Origin of the sequence: Parabacteroides sp. AF18-52, assembly GCF_003479145.1 — a bacterium.
Classification (GTDB): Bacteria; Bacteroidota; Bacteroidia; order Bacteroidales; family Tannerellaceae; genus Parabacteroides; species Parabacteroides faecis.
The window spans coordinates 399,219-412,591 of the sequence record NZ_QUGR01000002.1; the positions used below are offsets into that span (position 1 = coordinate 399,219).

The 13,373-nt window shown below is 44.9% G+C and carries 6 protein-coding genes and 1 riboswitch; of the genes, 3 read left to right on the forward strand and 3 right to left on the reverse strand.

Annotated elements, in window-relative coordinates:
• From infB to rimP, 3 genes are read right to left on the reverse strand one after another with little or no spacing between them, the layout of a single operon-like run.
• Entirely contained in the window at nucleotides 1-3,057 is a 3,057-nt protein-coding gene (gene infB, locus DWX23_RS05240; RefSeq protein ID WP_122373689.1) for a translation initiation factor IF-2, read from the reverse strand.
• A gap of 24 nt (nucleotides 3,058-3,081) precedes the next feature.
• On the reverse strand, nucleotides 3,082-4,347 hold the full coding sequence (gene nusA / locus DWX23_RS05245; RefSeq protein ID WP_122356870.1) for a transcription termination factor NusA: 1,266 nt from the start codon (nucleotides 4,345-4,347) through the stop codon (nucleotides 3,082-3,084).
• A 9-nt stretch (nucleotides 4,348-4,356) separates the two neighbouring features.
• On the reverse strand, nucleotides 4,357-4,824 hold the full coding sequence (gene rimP, locus DWX23_RS05250; protein ID WP_183668546.1) for a ribosome assembly cofactor RimP: 468 nt from the start codon (nucleotides 4,822-4,824) through the stop codon (nucleotides 4,357-4,359).
• A 995-nt stretch (nucleotides 4,825-5,819) separates the two neighbouring features.
• Here rimP and DWX23_RS05255 point away from each other — a divergent pair.
• The 3 genes from DWX23_RS05255 to DWX23_RS05265 all read left to right on the forward strand — a co-directional run bounded on the left by DWX23_RS05255 (nucleotide 5,820) and on the right by DWX23_RS05265 (nucleotide 13,371).
• Nucleotides 5,820-9,215 carry a SusC/RagA family TonB-linked outer membrane protein gene (locus tag DWX23_RS05255; protein ID WP_122356867.1) on the forward strand — a complete coding sequence of 1,132 codons (3,396 nt, stop codon included), beginning with the start codon at nucleotides 5,820-5,822 and terminating at the stop codon, nucleotides 9,213-9,215.
• Nucleotides 9,216-9,254: 39 nt separating this feature from the next.
• Entirely contained in the window at nucleotides 9,255-10,862 is a 1,608-nt protein-coding gene (locus DWX23_RS05260; RefSeq protein WP_122373690.1) for a SusD/RagB family nutrient-binding outer membrane lipoprotein, read from the forward strand.
• Nucleotides 10,863-10,993: 131 nt separating this feature from the next.
• Nucleotides 10,994-11,110: riboswitch (TPP riboswitch) on the forward strand.
• A gap of 62 nt (nucleotides 11,111-11,172) precedes the next feature.
• A complete protein-coding gene (locus DWX23_RS05265; RefSeq protein ID WP_122373691.1) occupies nucleotides 11,173-13,371 on the forward strand; it encodes a TonB-dependent receptor in 2,199 nt (732 codons plus the stop codon).
• The last annotated feature ends 2 nt before the right edge of the window (nucleotides 13,372-13,373 follow it).

A 13,373-nucleotide genomic window follows, 5' to 3' on the forward strand; every position in this document is an offset into this window, starting at 1 on the left:
TTATAAAGTTTTCTTTATTTCAGTTTCTTCGTACGATTCAATTACGTCACCTACCTGAATGTCATTGAAGTTTGTGATATTCAAACCGCAATCCAGTCCGGCCACAACCTCTTTCACATCATCCTTGAAACGCTTCAGAGATCCCAGTTCGCCGGCATAGATCACAATACCGTCACGGATCAGGCGGATCTTGTTCGTACGTTTGATCTTACCTTCCTTAACCATACAACCGGCAACCGTACCCACTTTCGTGATCTTGAATACCTGCTGTACATCCACATAGGCGGTAATTTCTTCCTTGATCTCCGGTGAAAGCATACCTTCCATGGCACTCTTCACTTCTTCGATCGCATCGTAAATGATAGAGTACAGACGGATTTCAACGCCATCTTTCTCCGCATTACGGCGAGCCTGTACAGACGGACGTACCTGGAATCCGATAATGATCGCATTCGAAGCAGCAGCCAATACTACATCCGATTCGGAAATCTGACCGACAGCCTTGTGGATTACATTCACCTGGATCTCTTCAGTTGACAAACGGATCAGAGAGTCAGATAATGCCTCTACGGAACCGTCCACGTCACCCTTCACGATCACATTCAGTTCCTGGAAGTTACCCACAGCAATACGGCGACCGATATCATCGAGCGTAAGCATCTTCTGCGTACGGATACCTAATTCACGCTGTAACTGTTCACGACGTGTTGCAATTTCACGAGCTTCCTGTTCTGTTTCCAATACATTAAATGTATCGCCAGCCTGCGGAGCACCGTTCAAGCCGAGGATCAGTACCGGTTCGGAAGGACCAGCTTTTTCCACACGTTGGTTACGTTCGTTGAACATTGCTTTGATACGACCGTGATGCGTACCAGCCAATACGATATCTCCCATCTGTAATGTACCGTTCTCTACCAATACGGTAGAAACATATCCACGTCCCTTATCCAGAGAAGATTCGATGATAGAACCGACTGCACGTTTCTTCGGGTTAGCCTTCAGATCCAGCAAGTCAGCTTCAAGCAATACTTTTTCGAGTAACTCTTCAACACCGACACCTTTCTTGGCAGAGATATCCTGGCTCTGATACTTTCCTCCCCAGTCTTCCACCAAATAGTTCATATTAGCCAGCTCTTCCTTGATCTTCTCAGGATTAGCATGCGGCTTATCTACCTTATTAATAGCAAATACGATAGGAACCCCGGCTGCAGAAGCATGGTTGATCGCCTCGATAGTCTGCGGCATGACAGCATCGTCAGCAGCAACAATGATAATAGCAATATCCGTCACTTTGGCACCACGGGCACGCATCGCGGTAAATGCCTCATGACCCGGTGTATCCAGGAAAGTAATACGGCGTCCGCTCGCCAGTTTCACATTATAAGCACCGATATGCTGAGTGATACCACCCGCTTCACCGGCAATTACGTTTGCTTTACGAATATTATCCAGCAAAGAAGTTTTACCGTGGTCGACGTGTCCCATTACAGTTACGATAGGCGGACGTGCTACCCAGTCTTCTTCATTATCATCTTCTTCATCTGCATTGATAGCTTCCACCACCTCTGCACTTACATATTCAGTTTTGAAACCAAACTCGTCGGCAACGATATTGATTGTCTCCGCATCCAAACGCTGGTTGATAGAAACCATGATACCGATACTCATGCAAGTAGCGATAACCTTTGTCACAGGTACATCCATCATGTTGGCAAGGTCGTTTGCCGTTACGAACTCGGTCAGCTTCAATACCTTGCTTTCCTGTTCCTCCAGTTCCATCAACTCATGCTCACGTTTGACGGCGGCATCACGTTTATCACGACGGTACTTGGCTCCTTTGTTATTCTTGTTACCTTTATTGGTCAGGCGAGCCAGTGTTTCCTTGATCTGCTTCTGTACATCCTCCTCGCTTACTTCTGCCTTAACCGGCTTTTTCAGGCGCGGTTTACCCCGGTCGTCACGCTGATTAGCCGGACGGCTGTAATTCGTACCCGGAGTATTGTTCACATCCACGCGATCCTTCTTGATACGGTTGCGTTTCTTTTTCGCATCTGCACCGACTTCACCCGGCTTAACAGGAGCACCTGGTTTCACAGGAGCGCCCGGCTTTACCGGTGCACCCGGCTTAGCATTCGGATCTTTCGGTCCCTTATGGAATCCCGGTTGTCCCGGTCTGTTGTTGTTATTGAACTTTTCGCGTTTGTCATCGCGTTCTTTTCGTCTCTCTTCCTTTGTTTTCTTTTTAGGTCGTGTAGACTGGTTCAAGGCATTCAGGTCAATTTTGCCGGTTACCTTGATATTCGACTCGAACTTCGGAGTGTTCAACCGGAACAAGTTATCATCTTCCGATTCTACAGAAGACTGACCTTCAGCAGCCGTTTTGTCCACTTCTTCAGAAGAGCTTCTTGTCGCTTCCGGCTTCACTGTTACTTCCGGTTTTTTCTCTTCGATTCTTTCTTTTTCCACAACTATCTCTTTTACTTCTTTTTTCTCCACAGGCTTTTCTACAGGTGCAGTCTCCTGTTTTTCCTGTTTAGCAGGGGCTTCTACCTTTTTTTCTTCAGGAGCAGGGGCAGGAGCAGAGACTACAACCGGTTGCGGCTCGGCAACAGGCTGAGGTTTAACTACTGGTTGCGGTTCTGCAACAGGCTGAGGCTTCACAACCGGTTGCGGCTTGGCTACCGGTTCTTCTTTCACATCAGGAACCTCCTGAGTTTTTTTATGCTGTCCGTCCAGGTCGATACGGCCTTTCGTTACGATCTTAGGCCTGAACTCTTCCGGGATCACTGTCTTAATTTCCGAAGCCTTCTCTTCTTTCACAGAAGCGACTTCTCTCTCTTTCTCTCTGTGAGGACGTTCTACCCGCGGACGTTCAAAACCACCCTCAGGCAGATCCTTTCCAAACTCTTTTACGAGCAAAGCATACTGTTCATCACTGATCCTCGTGTTGGGATTCGCATTCTCCTCAACAGGATGACCTTTTTTATGTAGAAATTCAACAACCGTGTTGATCCCTACGTTCAATTTTCTTTGTACTTGTATTAATTTTATAGGCATATCTAACTTTGTCGTACTACTTTTTTATTCCTGACTTTCATCTTCAAATTCGGCAGATAAGATAGCAAGCACCTCGTCGACTGTTGTTTCTTCAAGGTCGGCACGTTCAATAATTTCATCACGGCTCAAAGCAAGCACGCTCTTAGCCGTATAGCAACCGATGTTCTTCATTGCGTCAATTACCCAGCCGTCTATTTCATCTGTAAATTCATCCAGATAAATATCTTCCTCATCAGCTCCTTCCACATCACGGAATACATCGATTGTGTATTCGGTCAACATACAAGCCAGTTTGATGTTCAAACCACCTTTACCAATAGCCAATGAAACTTCTTCGGGACGAAGATAAACCTCTGCCTTATGTTCTTCTTCGTTCACTCGTATAGAGGAAATTTTAGCCGGGCTTAATGCACGCTGGATAAACAGCGATACATTGGATGTATAATTAATTACATCGATGTTCTCGTTTCTCAACTCACGGACAATACCGTGGATACGGGAACCTTTCATTCCTACGCAGGCACCAACCGGATCGATACGATCATCGTATGACTCAACAGCCACTTTTGCTCTTTCTCCCGGGATACGTGCGATAGCTTTGATCGTGATCAGGCCATCATTGATTTCGGGAACTTCCAGTTCGAACAAACGCTGCAGGAAAATTTTATCTGTACGCGACAGAATAATCTTCGGATTATTATTATAATTATCCACTTTCTGTACAACTGCACGGACAGTTTCACCTTTCCGGTAAAAATCGGAAGGAATCTGTTCTGATTTCGGGAGCAGCAACTCATTACCCTCGTCATCCAACAGCAGAATCTCTTTCTTCCACACCTGATAGACATCAGCTGCGACAATTGTACCTATTTTATCTTTATATTTAGCATACAAACTATCCTTCTGCAATTCAAGAATCTTCGAAGCCAGTGTCTGACGAAGGTTCAGAATGGCACGACGTCCGAAATCGGCGAAATGAACTTCATCAGTCACTTCTTCACCCACTTCGCAGTCAGCATCGATTTTACGAGCCTCGGTCAACGTAAGTTGCAGATTCGGGTCTTCCAGTTCGTCGTCAGCCACAACCGTACGGTTTCTCCAGATTTCGAAGTCACCTTTTTCAGGGTTGATAATTACGTCATAGTTCTCATCCGTACCGAACATTTTAGCGATTACGTTACGGAAGGAATCTTCCAGCACGCTGATCATCGTATCCTTATCTATATTCTTCAACTCCTTGAACTCCGCAAGTGTGTCAATCATACTGATTGTTTCCTCTTTCTTGGCCATAATCTTTCTTTACTTGAATCTTATTAGGTATTTTGTATATTTTATTTCATCGAATGTATAGGATTGATCTTCCTGGACAGTAACTTTTCGTTTGGAACCTTCGGGTTTCACTTGCTTTTCAACTGTTACTACCACTCCGTTCTCATCTGCCGATTTCAATACTCCGGTCAGTTTCACCCCACTTTTCAGCAGCATTTCCACTTCGTTCCCTATATTTTTCACGTATTGACGAAGTACTTTAAAAGGAGAAGTAACACCTGCCGAGCCGACTTCCAGTTCGAAGTCTTCCACCTCACGGTCCAGATGTTCTTCCACATACCGGCTCAACTCCGCACAATCATCAATACAAACACCCTCATCATTATCTATCTCAATAATGATAAGGTTTCCAGGTTTAACGACTACGTCAACCAAATAATTGTCGGAAGAAGCCAATTTTTCTTCAACCAACTGAGTTATTACTCCCTTTTCAATCATAAACATACTGTTAAGAACAAAAGAAGGGGACTACCCGCCCCCTCCTCATCTTCGCTTAATCGCCCGCAAATATACAAATAATCAGTGAGTTTTCAAACAAATGCAATCTTTTTATCAGAAAAGTTCTTTTACATATAAGGCAACAGGTTCTTTTTTTAATTCTGCAAGGGAGATATCAAAACTATTTTGCCATATAAAAGCAGATACAAAATGAAAAGATGAAAAACAAAAGGGGGAAATGAAGAAAAGATAAGAGAAATGACTTAGTTCTAAAAGAACTCTATACTATTGTCACGGTGCAAATATATAGAATAATTGTTTTATTATATTGCATTTATTTAAAAAAAGATGACCGGTAGACTCTTTTTTAACATTCAATTGGCTGTAAGGTTCATGACTAATCGTAAATAATCCTTTCCTACATTCCAAAGTAAAAAAACGCGAAGATTTATTTATCATAACATAAAATAAACAATAAGGAGACACATACTGTTAAAAAAGAAGATACGAGCTCATACCTCATCATCAGGTAGTATAAATATCTTTGATAATCATCTGTATACATACATTATAACCTTATAACAACAGCTCATTAATTAAGATTTAAGAGCTGTAGAAAAACCAGGCAACAGAATACGACAAATTGCCTGTTCTCCTCTTCTTAATAAACAATTCACTATCAAAAACCGGTATTTTTTCAAAAAAAACAGATCAATATATATAAATTGACCGGATTGGAAATATCTACTAGGATCCTACATCCGGTATATCAAATATACAATACATTTAAACAACAACATAACTAACTGAATATATAGACATTAGTCTTCAATGGTTAATAAAACAAGAATACATTAGTTCTTTTAGAACTATGAACACGCCAGATTTAAACGTCAGAATCTAAAGCATTCTATACACATTTTAAACAAAATAGAGTAAAAAGCCAAAAGAAGGGGACCAAGAGAGAGCCTCATTTATTAATAAAATCAATTATTATGTTGAAAAACTTCAAACCTGTCAGTTTGATTCTTGTCGCAGGAGCGATGACACTTCCCGTAAGTGCATATGCTGACTTAGCGCCAGAGAAACATGAAACCGCAGTTTCCCAGCAGAGTGGGAAAGTCATCGGTACTGTAGAAGATGATTTCGGCCCGATTGCCGGAGCATCTGTAGTTGTGAAAGGAACCACAAATGGAACTATTACCGACAATGATGGTAATTTTACATTGAACGGTGTAAAGAATGGAGATATCATCCAGATATCTTTCATCGGGTATGCCACAAGAGAGATGCCATATACCGGCCAATCTTCTCTTTCTATCAAACTTTCTGAAGATACTCAGAAGCTGGACGAAGTAGTCGTTACCGCCATGGGTATCAGGAAAGATGCCAAAAAGCTGGGGTATGCAGTCAGTACAATCGATGCCGGAGAGTTGATCAAAACCGGAACTCCCGACTTCGCCACATCATTGTATGGTAAGGCTTCCGGTGTGCGCATACAGGCTGCTCCGGGTGGTGGAACCTCTTCTGTATCCATCTCAGTGCGCGGTCTGTCGTCTATCACCGGTACAACACAGCCATTGATCGTGATGGACGGTGTGCCCATTCACAACGGCGACGCCAACAAAGACGGATACTGGACCAACCAGCGTGTAGAATCGAACGGTATGGTCGATATCAACCCCGAAGATATCGAAAGTATCTCCATCCTGAAAGGGGCTGCCGCCTCAGCCCTGTACGGTTCGGAAGCTGCTAACGGTGTTGTAATGATCACCTCCAAAAGTGGTAAAGGACAAAGTGGTCTGGGTGTAGACTTCAGTGCAAACTTAAGCTTTGATAAAGTAGCCTACATGCCCAATATCCAGAAAGAATTCGGGCCGGGCTATGATAATGCGCTATTGTCCACCGCCAGTGATTTTGAGAAACAGACCGGATTCCAGAACACCCGTACCGACCGGAACGGTAACCAGGTGATCAGTCCGCGTAACACGTATTATTCATGGGGACGTCCGTACGACTACACGACACAGTTATACAACTGGAACGGAGTAACCCGTACCCATGCACCTATCGACCACAACCAGTGGAACGATGTTTTCCAGACAGGTATCAACCAGACTTATAACCTGGCTATTACCAACGGTACGGAAAAAGGAAATCTGCGTTTCTCCTACACTTATGTAGACAATACTCCTACGCAGTTGAACTCACATAACAACAAGCACAACTTTGCATTATCTGGTAGCGCCAATATCCTGAAAAACTTAAAAGTAGATTATTCGGCCAACTATATGCGCCAGCATGTAAAGAACCGTGCTTACCGTATCAGCCGATTGCTGACAAACTATCAGGGTATGTTCACCGGTTACGATGATATCGCAGCTTTAAAGAACAGCACAGTGACCAGTCTCGGCTACATGAACACAAACTACAACAGCAACACATTGACCCCAGATGAAGCATGGGATTGGAATCCGGCAGGCTATCAGATGGCAACCGAATATTTCTGGAATATCTTCGGCAAAGAACAGTTGGAAGACAACAACCGTTTCATCGCCAGTGTGACGCCATCATGGGAAATAATTCCGGGTCTGACCGCACGCGGACGTTTGTCAACCGACTTGACATACAACGTAATCGAAAGCAAAAACTCGACAGAAACCCCGAACGTATTCAGACAGCCGGGCAATTACACCGGATACTATGGGTTGAAAAACTCCAAGTATGAAATCTACTACGGCGACCTTATGTTGATGTTTGACCGTACATTTGCCGAAAAATACAATGTCAGCGCAAATGCCGGTTGGTCTGCCCGCCAGGAAAATCAGTACGACACATCCGTGGGTACCCGCGGCGGTCTGAGCGTTGAAAACTGGTTTCACCTGAACTCTTCAGGTTTAACACCGGCAAACCCCGGCATGAAAAAAGCATCCCTGTTAAAACAAGCCTTCTTCGCCACAGCATCATTCGGTTATGACAGCTGGGCCTATGTGGAAGGTACTGTTCGCCAGGAAAAATCATCCACGCTGGCCCCTGGCTCCAACACATTCGTTTATCCTTCAGTCAACGGTAGCATCATTTATTCATCCTTGCTGAAAGACCTCAACCCCAGCTGGCTGGATTATGGTAAAATACGTCTCAGTTACGGTGTGGTAGGTAACGCACCTGAACTTTACAGAGCCGCCACCGGTTACAACCAGAGTGCAGTCGGAAGCTATATTTACAACCAGGTTCCACAATCTCTTGGAAACAACGAGATACAGCCGGAACAAAAGTATGAATTCGAATTAGGTTGGGAAAACAAGTTCCTCGGCAACCGCTTAGGTTTCGAACTTTCTTTCTACAGTAATGTGGTGAAAGATCAGATCCTTCAGACTACGACGTCTGCTTCCTCGGGAGGTACTTCCATCCTGATGAACGTCGGCGAGTTGAAAAACCGCGGTGTTGAAATGTCTCTGTACGGTACTCCTATTCAAACCAAAGACTGGACATGGGATGTCCGTGCAAACTGGGCATGGAATAAGAACGAAGTAACCAAACTGATCGACGGCGTCAGCTCTATCGACCATTCTACAGTGGATAACGGGGCAGCAGTGCTTCAATCATCCGTAGGCCGCCCGATGGGTGACTGGTATGTATATGGAACGGTAAAAGATGAAAACGGTAATAAAATCGTTGACGACAACGGTTTGTATATCGTAGACTATACAGAGCGCCAGAAAGCAGGAAATGCCATGCCAAAAGTAGTCGGAGGATTCAGTACATCATTGAACTACAAAGACTTCTATCTGGATGCAACAATCGACTTCCGTATTGGCGGTGATGTAATGAACTTGCCTTACCAGTACATGACAGAACTGGGTATCCTGGATTGTACGCTGGACAACCGTGACGCATCCCGTGGCGGTCTTACCTGGTATGCAGACGGCAACGACTTGTCAGACCCCTCCAAACGTCACCTGACCGACCAGGCTGCCGGAACAACAGTGAACGGCAATATGGTTTACGATAATGGTGTTATCCAGCCGGGTGTTAAACAGGACGGCAGTCAAAACAATACGATCATTACAGCCGGTGAAGTCTATTACAACCAATATGGATGGGGATATTCCGGTAATATCACTTACGAAAATGCGATACAGAAAAACTCTTATGTAAAAATGCGCGAATTGAGCCTTGGTTACAGATTACCTAAAAACATCACCAGCAAATTCGGCTGCAAAAACCTGATGGTTTCCGTATACGGTCGTAACCTCTTCTACTTCTATAAGAGCCTGAAAGAATTCGATGCGGAATGTACTGACGGAACGACCTGGATCAGCCAGGCACAGATTGGCGGTTCTACAGCCACAACACGTTCATTCGGCTTCTCAGTACGTGCAAGCTTCTAATCGACGAAATAAATATAGAATAATAAAATTGAAAGATTTATGAAAAAAATATATGCACTCGCACTCGGATGCGCAGCCTTACTGGCAACGTTTTCCTGCAGTGACGACAAATTTACGGACCAATACCAGGATCCGTCGAAAACGCAAAAGGTGACATGTCCGGCTTTAATGGTCGGTGTCTGGCAAGCCTCCAATACATGGATGAATCCGGTTTATTACAGATACTATGTATCTTCCACCACTTCCGGCCTGTTCTCCGGCGTTATCGGCCATACAAACAGCAAGGACCGCTTTGCCGGTGCCGGACAGGGTTATTTCAACGAACGTTGGAGAAACTTCTACAATACACTGACTCAGTTCAGAGTATTGGAAAGCGAATTCAATAATCTTCCGGAAGAAGAAAAAGAAGATTACCGTATCTTCTTCCTGCTGGGACGTACTGTGATGGAAGAACAATTGTATGAAGTGTGTTCTGCCTGGGGAGGAGTTCCATTCTCTGAAGCCGGTACATTATGGGCAACCGGGAATGTTGCGACCTCCAAACCCAAATACGATTCGGACATCGATTTGTACCGGATGATCCTGACCGACCTGGACGAAGTCAATACATATCTTAACGGCCGTTCGCTTCCATCTAATGCCAGTACTTTCCTGAGCGCAGAAGATTACGTAAACAACGGAGATGTTTCCTTATGGCGGAAATATGTAAACTCATTGCGTTTACGTGTTGCTACCCATCTTGCCTCCAACGGCGATCTGGTCAACGAAGCCCGTACAGCGATCAAGACGATGTTGGAAAACCCGGGAACTTATCCTATGGTAGATGTCAATTCAGATAATATCACTGTACCACAGACCGACGACGATCAGTTCGACTTCGACCGTGACCTGCAGAACGCAATCGAAAACACCCGCTACAACCGCATGTCAGGTGCTATGCAACGTGCCTTAAATGCAAACACAAACAATGAAGACCCTCGTCTGGAAGTGTTATACGACAGTAACTGGAACAACGAGTATATCGGCCTCGACCCGAAAGAAACCATTACGGACCAGGAAACGAACCTGAGTATCTCGACACACGGTACTGCTAAATATTACGCCGCACTGGATACATCGACCTTCACCCGTAACCCGGGATTCCCTGGTCTCTGGATGACAGCTGCCGAAGTTTCTTTTATGAAGGCGGAAGCTTATGCCAACAACTGGGCCAGCGGCAATGCCAAAAGTGAATTCATAAATGCAATGAAACTCTCTACCGAGTTTTATTTCGACCTGAATTCTACAGGAACTTTCCGCGATGCACTGACAGCTCCGTCCGCTTCTGTCGTAGAAGCGTATGCCGAAACACAGTGGGATGCCAGCAATCCTCAGAAGAGTATTCTGACACAACGCTGGATACATCATGGCGCAATCCAGGAATATGAAGCCTGGAACGTCGTTCGCCGTACCGGTTATCCGGAAATTTATTTCAAACGTGATAACCAGTCCGTTGCCACTCCCCTGCCTCTCGACCGCATCCAGTATCCGTCTGACGAAAAAGACTATAACTCGGATAATCTGAATGCCCACCTGGGAGGTAAGGAAGATTCCTGGTACACTCCGCTGAACTGGATGAAGAGTACATGGTATACAACGATTGAATAGCATACAGAAAATATCCACAGTAAATAATTACAACATAATTGATGGTAGATTGTGGAACAGAAACCGCCCCGAAGTGATTCGCGGCGGTTTTATCATTTGTACAATCCCCTAACTTTCCTTACCTTTGCCATCCGAATACAAAGGGGTGCTTGCAGCGTACCGAATATCGTACGTACCGCAGGCTGAGATTATACCCATATTACCTGATACGGATAATGCCGCCGAAGGGAATTGTAAAACATGGTATACTTCTTCACACAACACTCCTCTCCTATTCATTTATCAGTTTTTAAACAATAAGGTAAAAAGGATGAAAAGTGTATTATTATTTATTGCCGGTTCGCTGGCCACATGGGCCACAGCGGAAAATCAACCGGATCCTGTCGATTCTTTAAAAATTTCACGCGATCTGTCGCTGGACGAAGTAGTCGTCACAGCCACCCGGGTAGCCAAAGGGACTCCGGTAGCCTACAGCGAAGTATCCGGAAACGAACTCACCCGCAAAAACGACGGCCAGAGTATTCCCTATCTGATCTCTCAATCTCCGTCTGTCATCATGACTTCGGATGCAGGGACAGGGATCGGTTATTCCGGTTTCCGTATCCGCGGAACAGACGCCAACCGTATCAACATCACAGTAAATGGCGTGCCGGTCAACGACTCCGAATCACATACGGTCTTTTGGGCGAACATGTCCGACTTTGCCTCATCTGTCAACAACATACAGATACAACGCGGAGCCGGAACATCCACTAACGGAGCCGCAGCCTTCGGGGCTACCGTTGCCATGCAGACACAGAAGCCGGACCTGAAACCTTATGCCGAATATTCCCTTTCGGCAGGTTCGTTCGGAACCGTTAAAAACTCAGTGAAGCTGGGAACCGGATTACTCCATGACCATTTCGTGTTCGATGCCCGTTATTCCAATGTACAAAGTGACGGATATATCGACCGGGCAAAAGCCAATATGCATTCTTACTTCGGTTCCGGTACTTATTACGGAGATAACACGCTGGTCCGTTTCCATACTTTCGGAAATATAGAGAAGACGTATCAGGCATGGAACGGCGTTCCCTCCTCTCTTCTGAACAGCGACCGAACCTACAATCCGTGCGGAGAATACGAAGAAAAGGGAGTCAAAAAGTTTTACAACAACCAGACTGACAATTACTGGCAACAGAACTATCATCTGATGGCCAGCCAACGCCTGGGTGACCTATGGAACATGAACCTGACTCTCCATTATACACATGGGGAAGGGTATTACGAAGATTATAAAGCAGATTCAGATTTCGAAAAATACCAATTACCCGAATACATAAACGGAAAAGGCGATACCATCCGCAAATCAGACCTCGTCCGCCGTAAATGGCTGGATAATGATTTCTATGGCGTTGTCTACAGTGCAAACTACCGTTCCGAACGTCTTCAGATGAGTTTCGGTTCGGCTGTAAACAAATATGTAGGCGACCATTTCGGTCGTGTCATGTGGGTAAAGAGCGGAGAAGCACTTCCACAGCCAGACTACGAATATTACCGTAACAGAGGAAACAAATTGGACTATAACTTTTATGTAAAAGGCAACTACCGATTCCACCCGTATCTGAACGGATATCTCGACCTGCAATACCGCGGTGTTCATTATACCATTAAAGGGAGTGACGACAAAGCCCGCGGTGATGTCGATGTAGACAAGCACTGGAATTTTTTCAACCCGAAAGCGGGCATCAATTTCCAGAAAGACGGCCATAATGCTTTCATCTCCTTCTCCGTTGCCAACCGGGAACCCAACCGCGACAATTTCACGGAAGCCAAACCCCATGAACGTCCCGCACACGAAACCCTGTACGATTATGAAGCCGGTTATAGCTTCGGTAACGAGCGTTTCCGTGTCGGTGCCAACCTCTATTTTATGGATTATAACAATCAGTTGATCCTTAGTGGCAAAATCAGCGAAATCGGTGAGGCTCTGACCAGCAATATCAAAGACAGTTATCGTATGGGTATCGAACTGACCGGAGGTGTAAGTATCACTCACTGGCTGGACTGGAACGGAAACGTTACCCTAAGCCGTAACAAAATAAAAGACTATACTCATTTTATGGACGATTATGATAACGGTGGCCAGGCTAGCGAATACCTGGGAACAACAGATATAGCCTTCTCCCCCGGTATCATTGCCAACAGTATGTTCGACTTCAATCTGAAAGGATTCTCCGCGAGTTTCAACTCACAGTTCGTAGGCCGTCAGTACATCGACAACACTTCCACCAAAGACCGTTCGATCGATCCTTACTTTGTGAACAGCCTGCGTGTTGGATATGTCTTCAAACCAAAATTCATCAAAGAGCTTGGAGTTGATGTTACGATCAACAACCTCTTTAACGAACAATATGAAACAAACGCCTGGGTTTCCACCTACATCAGCGGAGGTAAAGTCCACAAATATGACGGCTATTTCACCCAGGCAGGTACAAATGTCATGGCAAGAGTAACATTCAAATTCTGAAA